The organism is Cupriavidus oxalaticus, assembly GCF_016894385.1.
Lineage (GTDB): Bacteria > Pseudomonadota > Gammaproteobacteria > Burkholderiales > Burkholderiaceae > Cupriavidus > Cupriavidus oxalaticus.
Window position 1 is genome coordinate 394,328 of record NZ_CP069812.1, and the last position, 14,656, is coordinate 408,983.

Below are 14,656 nucleotides of genomic sequence, written 5' to 3' on the forward strand. Positions count from 1 at the left end.
GTTCATTGCCGCACCACCTCGACGGGCTGGCCGGGCCGCAGCTTGGTGGCGTCGGCTGCTGACGGGCGCGCTTCCACCAGGAACACCAGCTTGTTGCGGGTCTCGTTGCTGTAGATCACCGGCGGCGTGTATTCGGCTTCGTTGGCGACATAGGTGATGCTGGCCGCCACCGGCGCGGCGCAGCCATCGCAGCGCACCTGCACCGCCTGGCCGTTGCGCAGCGCGCCGACCACGGCCTCGGGCACGTAGAAGCGCACCTTGACGTTGCCGGGCGGCAGCATGCGCACCACCGGGCTGCCGGCGGGCACCCATTCGCCGAGGCGGTAGGGCGTGTCGTAGACCAGCCCGGCCTGCGTGGCGGCCACGGTCTTGCGCGACAGTTTCCAGTCCGCCTGCGCCAGCGCGGCGCGCGCCGCGGCCACTTGCGCGGCCTGCGCCGCCTGTTGCGCATCGCGGCCCGGCAGCCGTGCCACGTCGATATCGCGCTGCAGCTCGCGCACGCGCGCCGCATCGCTGCGGGCCTGCGCGCGCGATTCATCGAGCTGCGCCTGCGCGATGCCGCCAATCTCGAACTGGCGCTCGTCGCGCCGCAGTGCGGCGGCGCTGCGTTGCGCCTGGGCCTGGGCCTGCGCCAGCTGGGCACGGCTCACGTCGACTTCGACCGGGCGTTTGCCGGTCTTCATGTCCTGCAACTGCGCTTCGGCGGCGCGCAACTGGTCCTCGGCCTGCTGGCGCGCGGCGCGTTCGTCGTCGGATTCAAGCGCGAACAGCGCGGCGCCTTGCGCGACCTGCTGGCCGCGCTGCACGGAGAGGGTGTCGAGGCGGCCGGCAAAGGGTGACGCGACGCTGACGAACTCGCCTTCGATATAGCCTTGCCAGTTGTCGGTACCGGGCTTGCTGCAGCCGGCGGCCAGCAGCGTGGCGCCAAGCAGCGCAGCGATGGGAAGCGCGCGCGACAGCGCGCGAAAGGTGGAAACAGCGGCGTTCATGAAGCGGACTCCGGGGAATGCCTGGGCGCGCGGCCCTTCTTCTTCGATGCGGGCGAGGTTTCGGCGCCGGCAGCCGGCGCGGGGGCCAGCCCATGCGTGAGCAGCGCCGAGACATGGCGCACCAGCGCGTCGGTATCGACCGCTTCGGCGCCCGGCAGCCGGCGCCAGATATGCGTGGTGGCCAGCGGCAGCAGCGTCAGGCCCACCAGCGACGGCATCACCAGCGCCGGCTCCAGCCCGCGGTTGAGCTGCCCGTTGGCGATCGCCGCCGCCAGCGGCGCCATCATGGCGCCGGCACGCTGCAGCGCAAAGCGCTTGAGCACGCGCTCGCGCAGCGCGCCGTCGTCGCTGGCGACCTCGCGGATCCACAGGCCGGGAAACCATGGCGTATCGGCCGCGGCACGGACCAGCCGGGTGGCGATGCCGACCAGCATCGCCAATGGCTCCGTGTCCTGCGGGCCGGCTGCGAAGAACTGCGCCACCAGCGGCTGCACCTTTTCCTCGATCACGGCATCGAGCAGCAGCTCGCGGTCGCTGAAGTAGTAGTGGACCAGTGCTGGCGTGACGCCTGCCTGCACAGCGATGGCCTTGACCGGCGTGCCGGCGACGCCTTGCCGCGAAAACAGGTCGGTGGCAGCGTCGAGAATGCGCTCGCGCTGGCCGGGCTGGCCCGCGGCGGGGCGGCCGGGCGTGCGACGCTCGGGGGGCTTCGGGGTAGCGGGTTTGCGCGGCATGGACGTGTGTCGAACCGGGTTGAATTAATATTAATTTTAGAATTAATTAATTCAAGTTCGGTTACAACGTCGGCATTCGCGCACCTGGCGTGCGGGCAGGTGTCAGCGGGCGGCGCGCTGAAGTGGAGTCCCTGGGGGCCGGTGAAGCCCTAAGGGTGAGGTTGCGCAGGGAGTCTTGAGGCCGGCACGAAGCGCCGGTGGTCGACGATGCCGCTTCAAATCCAGTACGCCGGTCCCCTCTCCCGCGTGCTTGCGGGAGAGGGGAGCAAACTGGTAGCGCTTGAAAACACCTACTGCCGCGCATTCCTCTTGTTGTCCGGCCAGGCCGTATTGAAGTTCGTCCGGAACGGATTGATATCCAGCCCCCCACGCCGCGTGTAGCGCGCATACACCGCCAGCTTCACCGGCTTGCACTGCCGCAGCACGTCCATGAAGATCCGCTCGACGCATTGCTCGTGGAACTCGTTGTGGTTGCGGAACGAGATCAGGTACTTGAGCAGCGCTTCCTGGTTGATCGGCGCGCCCACGTAGCGGATCTGCACGCTGCCCCAGTCGGGCTGGCCCGTGACCAGGCAGTTGGATTTGAGCAGGTGCGACACCAGCGTTTCTTCCACCGGCGTTTCTCCCTGGTCGGCGAACAGCAGTTCGGGCGCGGGCTCGTAGCGGTCGACCTCGATGTCGAGCCGGTCCAGCAGCAGGCCGTCGAGCTCGCCCATCTGCTGCTTGCCGAGATCCGCCTCCGTTACCAGCCGCACCTGCACCGTGCCGCCGGTGGCTTCGGACAGGTCGTGGTGCAGCAGCTGCTGCAGCGCTTCGGGCGAAGCGATTTTGGTCTGGTTGAACGAATTCAGGTACAGCTTGAACGACTTGGACTCGACAATGTTGGGCGTGTCCGACGGGATGATGAAGGTGGCCAGCGCCACCTGCGGCTTGCCCTTCAGGTTCAGCCATGACAGTTCGTACGCGTTCCAGATGTCGACGCCGAAGAAAGGCACCGGCTTGCCTTCGGGCAGGCCGATCTCGGTGCGCTTGGGCTGGCGCGGGATCGGGAACAGCAGCGAGGCGTCGTATTCGGTCTTGTAGGCCGAGGGCTTGCCCAGCGGCGAGTGTTCGGGGAGGCTCATGGGGCGCTCAGCGGAAATCGGGACAGCGGTCAGGACAGCAATCAGGACAGGAACAGCTTGTACACCGGGTTGTCGGTTTCGTCCCAGTGTACGTAGCCCAGCGTCGAAAGGAAGGCGCGGAAGGCGCGCTTTTCGTTCTTCGGCACCTGGATGCCGACCAGGATGTTGGAGGTGTCCGCCCCCTGGTTGCGGTAGTGGAACAGGCTGATGTTCCAGTTCGGGCTCATGCTCGACAGGAACCGCATCAGCGCACCCGGCCGCTCGGGGAACTCGAAGCGGTACAGCAGCTCGTCATGCGCCAGCGCCGAGCGGCCGCCCACCATGTAGCGGATGTGCTGCTTGGCCAGTTCGTCGTTGGACAGGTCGAGCGTGTCGAAGCCATGCTTGCGGAAGCTGGCGGCGATCTTGTCGTTCTCGGCGCGGCTGGCGATCTGCACGCCGACGAAGATATGCGCCATGCTGGTGTCGGCGATGCGGTAGTTGAACTCGGTCACGCTGCGCGTGCCGACCAGCTCGCAGAAGCGCTTGAAACTGCCGCGCTCCTCGGGGATGGTCACGGCGAACACACCTTCGCGCGCCTCGCCCACCTCGGCGCGCTCGGCGACGAAGCGCAGGCGGTCGAAGTTCATGTTGGCGCCGCACGCGATGGCGACCAGGTGCTGGCCCTTGAGCTTCTCGCGCTCGGCATACGCCTTCAGGCCGGCTACCGCCAGCGCGCCGGCCGGCTCCAGGATGCTGCGCGTGTCCTGGAACACGTCCTTCACGCCGGCGCAGATGGCATCGGTGTCGACCAGGATGATGTCGTCGACCAGCTCGCGCGTGATGCGGAAGGTCTCCTTGCCGACCAGCTTGACCGCGGTGCCGTCCGAGAACAGGCCCACTTCCTTCAGCTCGATGCGCTTGCCGGCGTCGACCGAGCGCTTCATCGCATCCGAGTCGACGGTCTGCACGCCGATCACCTTGATCTCCGGACGCACCGCCTTGATGTAGGCGGCAACGCCCGAGATCAGCCCGCCGCCGCCGATGGCGACGAACACGGCATGGATCGGGCCCGGGTGCTGGCGCAGGATTTCCATGGCGATGGTGCCCTGGCCCGCGATCACCTCGGGATCGTCGAACGGGTGGATGAAGGTCAGCTTGTGCTTTTTCTCCAGCTCGGCGGCGTGGTGGTAGGCATCGCTGTAGGACTCGCCGTGCAGCTCGACCTGGACCCACTGGCCGCCGCGCTCGCGCACCGCGTCGATCTTTACCTGCGGCGTGGTCACCGGCATGGCGATGATGGCCTTGCACTGCAGCCGGGCCGCGGACAGCGCCACGCCCTGGGCATGGTTGCCGGCCGACGCGGCAACCACGCCGCGCTTGAGCTCCTCCGCCGACAGCGACGCCATCTTGTTGTACGCGCCGCGCAGCTTGAACGAGAACACGGGCTGCGTGTCCTCGCGCTTGAACCAGACCGAATTGCCGGTGCGCGCCGACAGCTGGTGCGCATAGGTCAGTTCGGTCTCCTGCGCCACGTCGTAGACCTTGGCGGTCAGGATTTTCTTCAGGTAATCGGGGCGGGCGGCGGACGAGCGGGTCATGGTGTCAGGGCAGGGGCCGCGGGGGCGGCGCAAAAAAACCGGAAATTCTGGCGGAAACCGCCAATGATAAAGGATGGCGGCACCGCGCACCCCACCGGGGCGGCCCACCCGTCGCCCGGCGCGGCGTGCACGGGAGGGCGGTGGGCGTTGTCTGAAGTGGCTGGGAGTGCACTGGTGGCGTGGCTCGGAACGAGGCGCCGGGGCTGGCCCCGGACTTGCATCGGCTGACGATTGCGCTGCCGCCATGTAGGACGGCGCCCGGTGGACGCCGGTCAAACTGACGTGTTACGGTGTAACGCGATGCCTCAGCTACCGCTTATCGAACCCAATACCGCCCTGTTTCTCGACTTCGACGGCACGCTGGCCGACCTCGCGCCGCGGCCCGAACTGGTGCAGGTGGAGCCTGAACTGGTCGGCACGCTGCGCCTGCTGTACCAGCGGCTGGACGGCGCGCTCGCCGTCATCTCCGGCAGGCCGATCGTCGAGCTGGACCACTTCCTGCGGCCCTTGCAGCTGCCGGCGGCCGGCATCCACGGGGCCGAATTCCGCACCGACGGCGGCATGGTGTCCCAGACCCCCGCGCCCGCCCTCGAGCCGCTGATCCCACACCTTGAAGCGCTGGTGCACGCCTACCCGGCGTTGCGGCTGGAGCGCAAGTCCGTCGCCGTTGCCATCCACTACCGCCAGGCGCCCGAGCTCGCCGGCCTGGTCGATGCCGCCGTCACTGACGTATTGCGCCACGCGGTGGGGCTGGAGGCCTTGCCCGGCAAGATGGTGGTCGAGATCAAGCCCGCCGGGGTCGACAAGGGCGACGCCATCGCCGCCTTCATGAAGTCGGCACCGTTTTGCGACCGCACGCCGCTGTTTGCCGGCGACGACATGACCGACGAGCCCGGCTTTGCCGCCGTGCGCAAGCTCGGCGGGCTGGGCGTGCTGGTGGGCCGGCGCGAGACCGTGGCCGGCGTCAGCGTGGAGGGGCCCGCGGCGCTGCGCAGCTGGCTGCACCGCTCGGCGCGGGCGCTGGATCAATCCGCGCGCGCCGCCGGCCAGCCCGGCGCCGTGCCGCACGAGGCCGAGCCAGGCCGCGAAGGCGCACCGCGCCACAACCCGCATCCGACAGCATCCTGAGGGAGGTACTGCTGTGACCAATACGAGCAGCCCCAGCGAGCTGGGCAAGCCGCCGAGTGAAGGCGTGAACAAGACCGTGGACGGCAGCAGCCGGTATGCCGAGCCGTCGCTGTCGCTGGGCATGATCGGCAACTGCGCGATCTCCGCGCTGGTGGATGGCCGAGGGCGCATCGTCTGGTCGTGCCTGCCGCGCTTTGACGGCGATCCGGTCTTCAATGCGCTGCTGGACCCCAGCGAGAACGCGGGCCAGTTCTCGATCGAGATCGAGGACTTCCACAGCGCCAGCCAGTGGTATGAACCCAATACCGCGGTGCTGCGCACGCGGCTGACCGACACCCATGGCAACTGCCTGGAAATCACCGATTTCGCGCCGCGCTTCTTCCGGCTGGGACGCTATTTCCGCCCGACCACGCTGATCCGGCGCATCCGTCCCGTGCGCGGCGCACCGCGCGTGCGGGTGGTGGTGGCGCCGCGTTTCGAATGGGGCCGCAAGGCGCCCGAGATCACGCGCGGCAGCAGCCATGTGCGCTACATCGGGGAATCGATGACGCTGCGCATGACCACCGATGCGCCGCTGGCCTACGTGCTGTCGCACACGCCGTTCCTGGTCACGCGCGGGCACAACTTCATCCTGGGCCCGGACGAAACCCTGGCGCATGGCGTGGAAGAGATCGCGCGCGACTTCGAGCAGGAAACCACCGCTTACTGGCGCCTGTGGAGCCGCCGGCTGGCGGTGCCGCGCGAATGGCAGGACGCGGTGATCCGGGCGGCCATCACGCTGAAGATGTCGCTGTACGAAGAGACCGGTGCCATCGTCGCGGCGATGACCACCAGCATCCCCGAGGCGCCAGGCAGCGGCCGCAACTGGGACTACCGCTTCTGCTGGCTGCGCGACGCGTTTTTCGTGGTGCGCGCGCTCAACAGCCTGTCCGAGGTCGGCACCATGGAGGACTACCTGCGCTGGCTCTCCAACGTGGTGATGCAGTCGCAGGACGGGCATATCCAGCCGCTGTATGGCATCGGCCTGGAGCGCGAGCTGCCCGAGAGCATGCTCGACCACCTGGCCGGCTACCGCGGCATGGGGCCGGTGCGCGTGGGCAACCAGGCGCAGGAACACTTCCAGCATGACGTCTACGGCAACGTGGTGCTGGGCGCGGCGCAGGCCTTCCATGACCACCGGCTGCTGCACCGCGGCGGCCCGGCCGAGTTCCGCCGGCTGGAAGAGGTGGGCGAGCAGGCAGTGAAGGTCTTTGGCACGCCCGATGCCGGCATGTGGGAGTTGCGCACGCGCGCCCGCGTGCATACCTCGTCGGCGCTGATGAGCTGGGCCGCGTGCGACCGGCTGGCCAAGGTCGCCGAGAAGCTGCAGATCCCGACGCGCGCGGCGTACTGGCACGACCATGCCAGCCGCATGAAGGAACAGATCCTGGCCGAGTCGTGGAGCGAATCGCGCCAGGCCTTTGCCGAAAGCTTCGGCGGGCGCGAGCTCGACGCCAGCGTGCTGCTGATGGCCGAGGTCAACTTCATCGATCCGCGCGACCCCCGTTTTATCGCCACGGTGAAGGCGCTGGAGACTTCGCTGTGCGACGGGCCGTATATGCGCCGCTACGAGGCGCCCGACGATTTCGGCAAGCCCGAGACCGCGTTCAATATCTGCACCTTCTGGCGCATCGACGCGCTGGCGCGCATCGGCCGGCGCGAAGAGGCGCGCGAGATCTTCGAAGCGATGCTCGCGGCGCGCAACCCGCTCGGCTTGCTGTCCGAGGACACCCATCCCGTGACCGGCGAGATGTGGGGCAATTTCCCGCAGACCTACTCGATGGTCGGGCTGATCAATGGCGCGATGCGGCTGTCGGCGCCGTGGGACACGGTGATCTGACCCTGCACCCGCGCCCCCGTCATCCCGCACCACAACAACAAAGGAATCCAGAAAACAACATATGCCAAGACTTGTAGCCGTATCCAACCGTGTCGCAGATCCGCGCAACGTGGCCGCCGGCGGCCTTGCCGTGGCGCTTTCCGAAGCCTTGCGCCAGACTGGGGGGATGTGGTTTGGCTGGAGCGGCAAGGCGCTGGACTCTGCCCAGGGCGGCACCCCCGGCGAAGGCGAACTGCACCTGCAGCAGGCCGGCAACGTGACGCTGGCCACGGTGGACCTGAGCCGCGAAGACCACGACGCGTATTACCTCGGCTACAGCAACGGCGTGCTGTGGCCGGTGTTCCACTACCGGCTCGACCTCGCCGACTTCGATTCCAACTTCCTCAACGGCTATCGCCGGGTGAACCAGCTGTTCGCGCGCAAGCTGGCGCCGCTGCTCAAGCCCGACGACGTCATCTGGATCCACGACTACCACCTGATCCCGCTGGCGTCCGAGTTGCGCGCGATCGGCTGCGGCCAGAAGATCGGCTTCTTCCTGCATGTGCCGCTGCCGCCGCCGCTGATCCTGGCTGCCATCCCGCAGCATGAGTGGCTGATGCGCGCGCTGTTTGCGTACGACCTGCTCGGCTTCCAGAGCCATGCCGACGTGGAGCACTTCTCGCGCTACGTGCAGGCCGAGGCCCAGGCCGAACCGATGGGCGAACACCGCTACCGCGCCTTCCATCGCACGGTGCGCGCGCAGGCCTTCCCGATCGGGATCGACGTGGATGAGTTCATTGCGCTCGGCCGCGGCGAGGAAGCGCAGGAAACCTACGAGATGATGTGCGCCCAGTACGCGCGCCGGCGGCTGCTGCTTGGCATCGACCGGCTCGATTACTCCAAGGGTTTGCCGCAGCGGCTGAAGGCGTTCTACCGGCTGCTGGCGGAATATCCGGAAAACCGGATGAGCGCCACGCTGGTGCAGATCGCCGCGCCGTCGCGCGAGTCGGTCGATGCCTATGTGGACCTGCGCAGCGCGATGGAGCAGCTGACTGGTGCGATCAATGGCGAGTTCGGCGAGCTGGACTGGATGCCGGTGCGGTATATCCATCGCACTACCGCGCGCAAGCGGCTGCCCGGGCTATGCCGCGCGAGCCGCGTGGCGTTGGTGACGCCGCTGCGGGACGGGATGAACCTGGTGGCCAAGGAGTTTATTGCCGCGCAGGATCCGGAGGATCCGGGGGTGCTGGTGTTGTCGCGTTTTGCCGGGGCGGCGGAGCAATTGAAGGAGGCGCTGCTGGTGAATCCCTACGATACCCGTGCGACTGCGCAGGCGATCCAGCAGGCGTTGCATATGCCGCTGGCCGAGCGCCAGTCGCGGCACCAGAAGCTGCTGGAGCGGATTCGGGTGCAGGATGTGCACTGGTGGAGTGGTGAATTCTTGCGCGCGTTGGCTGAGACTGAGGGTGGTTGATTTGTTCTGCTACCGCCTGTTTGGGAGTGCGCTATGAGTGAGGATCTGGCATCGCAAACATGCACGCCATGTCGTGGCGGCGTGCCGCCGCTGACGCCTGATGAGGCAGAGGCGTTATTGCCGCAGGCGCCTGGATGGGATCTGGTGGATGGGGCTACGCGGTTGGAGAGGCGATTTTCATTTGCCAACTTTGCCGAGGCATTGGCGTTTGTTGATCGCGTCGGGCAGCTGGCGGAAGAGCAGGGGCATCATCCGGAGATCAGTTTTGGATGGGGGCATGCTACGGTTTCCTGGCGGACCAAGAAGATCAAGGGGTTGCATCGGAATGATTTTATTATGGCGGTGAGGAGTGGGGAGTTGGTGGGATAGGGTTCTTGCTGACTGCTGACTGCTGACTGCTGACGTTGCTTGCTGCGGCCTGCATCTGGTGGATATTTGATGTGCCCGGTTCCGCCCTAAAGGGCGGGTAACTTTTTGTCCGAGCGACAAAAAGTCACCAAAAAGCGCGTTTACGGCCCTGCGGGCGGTCACTCTTATCGTAGTGTGCCGGGGCTTTCGTACGGGGCTGGGCTTCGTTGCAGGACAGGGCTGCCTGACGCCTTGGTGCGCCACCGTGGCTCGGGATTGACGCGGTGATTGAACGAGCCCAGAGCTGTGATTGGCCCCTGCTGCGTGGGTCAACGTAGGAACGCCTGCGGCTGCGCTGCGCGCCGGCAGCATCTCAGGGGCAGGGGCAGGGGCAGGGGCAAGGGCTCGGGCACGGAACGCGTCGCTGCGCTCGCTTGGCGCTATTGCTGATGAGCCCACAAGCCTATCCCTGCCCGTTGTTTGCTCCCCTCTCCCGCTTGCGGGAGAGGGGCCGGGGGTGAGGGCCGGAGCCTCCACGAAGTGCATCCAGCCAATTCTGTCAGGCCGGGCCCGAATCCACGTTAGCGATAGCCATATCGCCACGCCCAGCAGACAGGACCTGCGCGCAGCGCAGCCGAAGGCGTTCCTACCACGCCGCCCGCAGCAGGGCCACTCACAGCTCTGGGCTCGTTCAAAAACCGTATCAACCCCAAGCCACGGTGGCGCACCAAGGCGTCAGGCAGTCCTGCCCTGCAACGAAGCAAAGCCCGTACGAAAGCCGTAGCCCACTACGATAAGAGTGACCGCCCGCAGGGCCGTAAACGCGCTTTTTGGTGACTTTTTGTCGCTCGGACAAAAAGTTACCCGCCCTTTAGGGCGGAACCGGGCATATCAAATAGCCACCAGATGCCCAGCCGCAGGCACAGACACATAGGCAAAAAAATTCACCCCAAATCCCCAGGCGTATCAATATCCCGAAACGCCCCCTCATCCTCCGTCAATATCCGCGTCACCGGCTTACCCTGAAGCAAAGCCCGCGCCCCTTCATCCCCATCAAGCCTCAGCAGGTCATCCCGCCAGGCAGCACCAAAGCCGACAGGATGCCCTCGCTGACCATCCCGCCAAGGCGCAGCAATAATATCCGGCGCGGTAATCGTCAACGCCACTGCCCGCACCAGTTCCATCGGCAACCAAGGCATATCGGCAAGCGCAACCACCCATCCCCGCGCCTCAGGCGTAGCCGCCACCGCCGCGCGCAGCGCGGCCCCCATGCCTTGCTCGGCCTCGGCCGATTCGAGTACACGGCACCCCCCACGCCTCAACTCTTCCGCCAACTCCGGATTACCCGGCCGAATCACCGCAATCGAATCCGGCAGCGCCGCAGCCAACGTCCGCGCACTGCGCCAGGCGACAGTGCGCCCGCCGGGCAACACTTCAAGCAACTTGTTCCGTTTGCCGGCAGCATCAAACCGCCGGCCAAAACCCGCCGCCAGCAAAATCCCGGTAGGCAGGTCGGTGCGAAGCAAGGGAGCATTGGGGGCGGCAGTCATGGCGGGTACTCGGTTATCACGCGTCAGGTCGACGGACCAGGAGAAACATCGCAGCTGCTGCCGGTGCCGGCAGCCATCTCGCGCGCGGCCTTGGCGCCTTCCACCTGCAGGATGTCCGGCAGCGACACATGGTTCTTGGCGGCAACGACTTCGGCCAGAATCGAGATGGCGATTTCCGGCGGCGTACGGCTGCCAATATAGATGCCGACCGGCCCATGCAGCCGCGCCAGCTGCAGCTCGGTCAGGTCGAATTCCTTCAGCCGCTCGCGCCGCGTCTGGTTGTTGCGGCGCGAGCCCAGCGCGCCCACATAGAAGGCGTTGGTGCGCAGCGCTTCCATCAGCGCGAGGTCGTCCAGCTTGGGATCGTGCGTCAGCGCGATCACCGCGCAGCGCTCGTCCAGCTTCATGTCCATCACGGTGTCGTCCGGCATGGTGCGCACCATGGTCACGCCGGGGATGTCCCACGTTTCCGTGTATTCCTCGCGCGGATCGCACACGGTGACCTGGAAGCCCAGTCCGACGGCGATCTGGCACAGGTACTTCGACAGCTGCCCCGCGCCGATCACCAGCATCCGGTAGCGCGGGCCGTGGATGGTCAGCAGGGTCTTGCCGTCGAAGCCCAGCCCGTCGGTGGCATTGGCCGGCCCCAGCGTGGCCACACCCGTAGCCATGTCGAGCGTGCGCGCGACCAGCCGGCCGTTTTCCACGGCCTCGAGCAATTCGGCAATGCCGCTGGCCGGCTTGAGCGGCTCGGTGACCAGTTCGATGGTGCCGCCGCAGGGCAGCCCGAAGCGGTGGGCTTCTTCGGCGCTGATGCCGTACTTGATGGCTTCCGGGTGGTCCGACGTGATGCCTTGCCGGCGCACGCGGTCGATGATGTCGTCTTCGATGCAGCCGCCCGAGACCGAGCCGACCACCAGGCCATCATCACGCACCGCCAGCATCGCGCCCTCGGGGCGGGGCGACGAGCCCCAGGTGCGCACTACCGTGACCAGCAGCACGCGATGGCCCTGCTGCTGCCAGTGCACGCCGTTCTTCAGGACTTCGAGATCCACGCTGTCCATGATCGTTTCCGCTTCGGTTCCTCTGTCTGTTCATTCTCGCCCGCGGCTGCGGCGGGGGCGCCCTCGGCCGCTGGCGTTTCTTGTGTGGTGTCCGGTGTTACCGCCTCGGTGAAGCGCGCAAAGAAGGTATCCGCCAGCTTGCGTGCCGCGGCGTCCACCAGCCGCGAGCCGATCTGTGCGATCTTGCCCCCCACATGGGCGTCGACGGTGTACGTCAGCACGGTCTCGTCGCCGTCGGGCTCCAGCTTTACGCGGGCGGTGCCCTTGCCGAATCCGGCCGCGCCACCCTGGCCGTCGAAACGGATCGTGTAGCTGTCCGGCGCCTGGATGTCCTCCAGCGCCATGCGGCCCTTGAAGCGTGCCTTGACCGGGCCTACCGCGGCCGTCATGGCCACCAGGTAGGCGTTTTCGCCGTCGGGCTCGATACTCTCACATCCGGGGATGCATTGCTTGAGCAGCGCGGTGTCGTTGAGCGCTTCCCATGCCACCTGCTGGGGAATCGGCAGGCGCTGGCTCTGGTTCATTTCCATGGCGGGGCTTCCTTTCTTGGTGGGTTGGGGGCGCCGGCCCGCACGGGGTCACCCTGGCCGCCCTGGTCTGACAGCAGGGATTCGAGCGCCAGCAGGCTGGCCAGGTTGTGCGCCGGGCGCAGCGCGTCGACATGCGGCAGGATCGCCTGCACGCCGCGCGCCTGCGGCGTGAATCCAGGGTAGCGCAGCAGCGGGTTGAGCCAGACGATGCGGTGCGCAAAGCGGCGCAAGCGAGCCATTTCGTCGCCGAGCAGGTCGATATGCTCGTGATCGAGCCCGTCGGTGACCAGCAGCACGGTGGCGCGGCCGGACAGCGTGCGGCGCGCCCAGTGGCGGTTGAAGCTCGCCAGCGCGGCGCCGATGCGGGTGCCGCCGGCCCAGTCGCGCACCTGGGCGGTGATCACGGCGACGGCCTCGTCGGGGTCGCGTTCGCGCAGCGAGCGGGTGATGTTGGTCAGCCGTGTGCCGAACAGGAACACCGACAGCCGCTCGCGCGACTGCATCAGCGCATGGCAGAAGTACAGCACCGCGCGCGAGTACTGGCTCATCGAGCCGGAAATATCGAGCAGCAGCACCAGCGGGGGCTTGCGCTCGGCGTGCTTGCGGAATTTCCAGCGCAGCCATTCGCCGTGCTGGCGCACCGCCAGGCGCGCGCTGGCGCGCAGGTCGGCGTGGGTGCCGCAGGTGGCGGCGCGCAGCCGGCGCGTGCGCTGCAGTGCAAGATGGGTGCGGCGGGTGCGCACCAGATGCTGCAGGGCACGCCATTCCTGCGCGGTCAGGGTTTCGAAGTCGCGCTGCGCCAGGCGTTCCTGGTCGGAGAAGGTCAGCGGCACATGGATACGCTCGGGCTCTGTCTGCGCCGGGCGCGATGGCATGTCCGGCTGGCGCGCGGCCAGCGCATCGGCGAGCCGGTTGCTGCGCCTGGGCGGCGGCGCGCCCGCGTCGACGCGCGGCAGCAGCAACGCGCGCAGCTTGCCTTCCCAGTCGGGGTCGCGCCAGAACAGGTCGAAAGCGGCGTCGAACAGCGGCCGCTGGTCGGGGCCGGACAGCACCAGGGCCGCCAGCGCGGCGCGCACGTCATCGCGCCGGCCGATGTCGACGAGGCGCAGCGCGGCCAGTGCATCGACCGCGTGCGCCGGCGACAGGGCGAAGCCGCCGTCGCGCAGCAGCCGCATGAAGTGGGTGACGTTGCGCGCCAGCACCGGCAGTCCTGCATGCGGACCGCCGCTGCGCGCCGCGGCGTGCAGCATGGGCACGGTTCAGCCTCCCGGCGCGGCGCCCGCCAGCAGTTCCGCCACGGTGGGGCCGTCGACGCGCGCCAGGTCGTCCTGGTACTTGAGCAGCACGCCGAGCGTATCGCGCACCGATTGCGGGTCGAGCTCGGTTACGCCCAGCGCCGCGAGCGCGCGGCACCAGTCGATGGCCTCGGCAATGCCGGGCGCCTTGAACAGGTCGATGCCGCGCAGCCGGTGCACGAAGTCGATCGCCCGCGCCTGCAGCGCCGCGGCGGCTTCGGGCGCGCGCGCGGCGACGATCTGCAGTTCGCGGTCGCGGTCCGGATAGCCAACCCATTGGTACAGGCAGCGGCGCTTGAGCGCGTCATGCACTTCGCGCGTGCGGTTCGAGGTGATCACGATCAGCGGCGGGCGCTCGGCGCGGATCACGCCGATCTCGGGGATAGAGACCTGGAATTCGGACAGCACCTCCAGCAGGAAGGCTTCGAACGGTTCGTCGGCACGGTCGATCTCGTCGATCAGCAGCACGCGCGGCACGCCCGGTGCGGCGGGGTCGGGCAGCAGCGACTCCAGCAGCGGGCGCTTGAGCAGGTAGTCGTCGTGGTACAGCGATTGCGCCTCGGGCCGCTCGCCGCGGGCCTCGGCCAGGCGCAGCGCCATGATCTGGCGGGGGTAGTCCCATTCGTAGAGCGCGCTGGCGGCGTCGAGTCCCTCATAGCACTGCAGACGCAGCAGACGCGTGCCGAGGACGCCCGCCATGGCTTGCGCCAGTGCGGTCTTGCCGACGCCGGGCTCGCCTTCGAGGAACAGCGGGCGCTGCATGCGCAGGGCAAGGTAGAGCACCGTGGCGGTTTCGCGGTCGGCGAAGTATTGCTGGTGTTCGAGCTGGGCGAGGGTGTCGTCGATGGAGGTGGGGAGCATGGGGCGATCTATATTGCCGACGCGTCTCGCACGCCAGCGGTTTGCTCCCCTCTCCCACTCGTGGGAGAGGGGCGGGGGTGAGGGCGGGCGCTGGCAACTGCGACGGCGATCACTTCGTTGA

At 67.5% G+C, this 14,656-nt stretch carries 13 protein-coding genes; 4 read left to right on the plus strand and 9 right to left on the minus strand.

The genetic code is table 11. The features are described 5' to 3' along the window. Positions 1-2 precede the first annotated feature (2 nt). The 4 genes from JTE92_RS14180 to ilvA all read right to left on the minus strand — a co-directional run bounded on the left by JTE92_RS14180 (position 3) and on the right by ilvA (position 4,427). Positions 3-989: an HlyD family secretion protein gene (locus JTE92_RS14180; protein WP_063236731.1), complete on the minus strand. Its 987-nt coding sequence runs from the start codon at positions 987-989 to the stop codon at positions 3-5. Continuing rightward, complete coding sequence (locus JTE92_RS14185) at positions 986-1,723, minus strand: TetR/AcrR family transcriptional regulator (RefSeq protein ID WP_063236732.1); 738 nt, start codon at positions 1,721-1,723, stop codon at positions 986-988. Before JTE92_RS14185 ends, JTE92_RS14180 begins: the two co-directional genes overlap by 4 nt. A 290-nt stretch (positions 1,724-2,013) precedes the next feature. Further along, a complete protein-coding gene (queF, locus tag JTE92_RS14190) occupies positions 2,014-2,847 on the minus strand; it encodes an NADPH-dependent 7-cyano-7-deazaguanine reductase QueF (RefSeq protein WP_063236733.1) in 834 nt (277 codons plus the stop codon). A 41-nt stretch (positions 2,848-2,888) separates the two neighbouring features. Continuing rightward, the gene (gene ilvA, locus JTE92_RS14195; protein WP_063236734.1) at positions 2,889-4,427 is read right to left on the minus strand and encodes a threonine ammonia-lyase, biosynthetic; all 1,539 of its coding nucleotides are present in this window, start codon (positions 4,425-4,427) and stop codon (positions 2,889-2,891) included. 300 nt (positions 4,428-4,727) lie between these two features. Here ilvA and otsB point away from each other — a divergent pair, with 300 nt between their 5' ends. From otsB to JTE92_RS14215, 4 genes are all read left to right on the plus strand, one after another. Continuing rightward, positions 4,728-5,555 (plus strand): trehalose-phosphatase, encoded by an 828-nt coding sequence (gene otsB, locus JTE92_RS14200; protein WP_063236735.1) that lies wholly within the window; start codon positions 4,728-4,730, stop codon positions 5,553-5,555. 13 nt (positions 5,556-5,568) lie between these two features. Beyond that, positions 5,569-7,434: a glycoside hydrolase family 15 protein gene (locus JTE92_RS14205; RefSeq protein ID WP_084254410.1), complete on the plus strand. Its 1,866-nt coding sequence runs from the start codon at positions 5,569-5,571 to the stop codon at positions 7,432-7,434. Positions 7,435-7,495: 61 nt separating this feature from the next. After that, complete coding sequence (gene otsA / locus JTE92_RS14210; protein ID WP_063236736.1) at positions 7,496-8,887, plus strand: alpha,alpha-trehalose-phosphate synthase (UDP-forming); 1,392 nt, start codon at positions 7,496-7,498, stop codon at positions 8,885-8,887. Between the two features lie 33 nt (positions 8,888-8,920). Further along, positions 8,921-9,256: a 4a-hydroxytetrahydrobiopterin dehydratase gene (locus JTE92_RS14215; RefSeq protein ID WP_084254411.1), complete on the plus strand. Its 336-nt coding sequence runs from the start codon at positions 8,921-8,923 to the stop codon at positions 9,254-9,256. A 923-nt stretch (positions 9,257-10,179) separates the two neighbouring features. Here JTE92_RS14215 and JTE92_RS14220 read toward each other — a convergent pair. From JTE92_RS14220 to JTE92_RS14240, 5 genes are read right to left on the minus strand one after another with little or no spacing between them, the layout of a single operon-like run. Continuing rightward, complete coding sequence (locus JTE92_RS14220) at positions 10,180-10,785, minus strand: nucleotidyltransferase family protein (protein ID WP_063236737.1); 606 nt, start codon at positions 10,783-10,785, stop codon at positions 10,180-10,182. A gap of 23 nt (positions 10,786-10,808) precedes the next feature. Beyond that, positions 10,809-11,849: an XdhC family protein gene (locus JTE92_RS14225; protein WP_063236738.1), complete on the minus strand. Its 1,041-nt coding sequence runs from the start codon at positions 11,847-11,849 to the stop codon at positions 10,809-10,811. Further along, a complete protein-coding gene (locus JTE92_RS14230) occupies positions 11,822-12,379 on the minus strand; it encodes an SRPBCC family protein (RefSeq protein WP_063236739.1) in 558 nt (185 codons plus the stop codon). Before JTE92_RS14230 ends, JTE92_RS14225 begins: the two co-directional genes overlap by 28 nt. Beyond that, positions 12,370-13,629, minus strand: a complete 1,260-nt coding sequence (locus JTE92_RS14235; protein ID WP_063236740.1) for a vWA domain-containing protein — start codon at positions 13,627-13,629, stop codon at positions 12,370-12,372. The genes JTE92_RS14230 and JTE92_RS14235 overlap by 10 nt, the downstream gene beginning before the upstream one ends. Before the next feature lie 9 nt (positions 13,630-13,638). Further along, positions 13,639-14,535 carry an AAA family ATPase gene (locus JTE92_RS14240; RefSeq protein ID WP_063236741.1) on the minus strand — a complete coding sequence of 299 codons (897 nt, stop codon included), beginning with the start codon at positions 14,533-14,535 and terminating at the stop codon, positions 13,639-13,641. Positions 14,536-14,656: the final 121 nt, after the last annotated feature.

Coding starts and splice junctions, on each gene's coding strand:
- JTE92_RS14230 (WP_063236739.1), bottom strand. CDS start 12,379: ATGGAAATGAACCAGAGCCAGCGCCTGCCGATTCCCCAGCAGGTGGCA.
- JTE92_RS14180 (WP_063236731.1), bottom strand. CDS start 989: ATGAACGCCGCTGTTTCCACCTTTCGCGCGCTGTCGCGCGCGCTTCCC.
- queF (WP_063236733.1), bottom strand. CDS start 2,847: ATGAGCCTCCCCGAACACTCGCCGCTGGGCAAGCCCTCGGCCTACAAG.
- ilvA (WP_063236734.1), bottom strand. CDS start 4,427: ATGACCCGCTCGTCCGCCGCCCGCCCCGATTACCTGAAGAAAATCCTG.
- JTE92_RS14235 (WP_063236740.1), bottom strand. CDS start 13,629: ATGCTGCACGCCGCGGCGCGCAGCGGCGGTCCGCATGCAGGACTGCCG.
- JTE92_RS14185 (WP_063236732.1), bottom strand. CDS start 1,723: ATGCCGCGCAAACCCGCTACCCCGAAGCCCCCCGAGCGTCGCACGCCC.
- otsA (WP_063236736.1), top strand. CDS start 7,496: ATGCCAAGACTTGTAGCCGTATCCAACCGTGTCGCAGATCCGCGCAAC.
- JTE92_RS14225 (WP_063236738.1), bottom strand. CDS start 11,849: ATGGACAGCGTGGATCTCGAAGTCCTGAAGAACGGCGTGCACTGGCAG.
- JTE92_RS14220 (WP_063236737.1), bottom strand. CDS start 10,785: ATGACTGCCGCCCCCAATGCTCCCTTGCTTCGCACCGACCTGCCTACC.
- otsB (WP_063236735.1), top strand. CDS start 4,728: ATGCCTCAGCTACCGCTTATCGAACCCAATACCGCCCTGTTTCTCGAC.
- JTE92_RS14240 (WP_063236741.1), bottom strand. CDS start 14,535: ATGCTCCCCACCTCCATCGACGACACCCTCGCCCAGCTCGAACACCAG.
- JTE92_RS14215 (WP_084254411.1), top strand. CDS start 8,921: ATGAGTGAGGATCTGGCATCGCAAACATGCACGCCATGTCGTGGCGGC.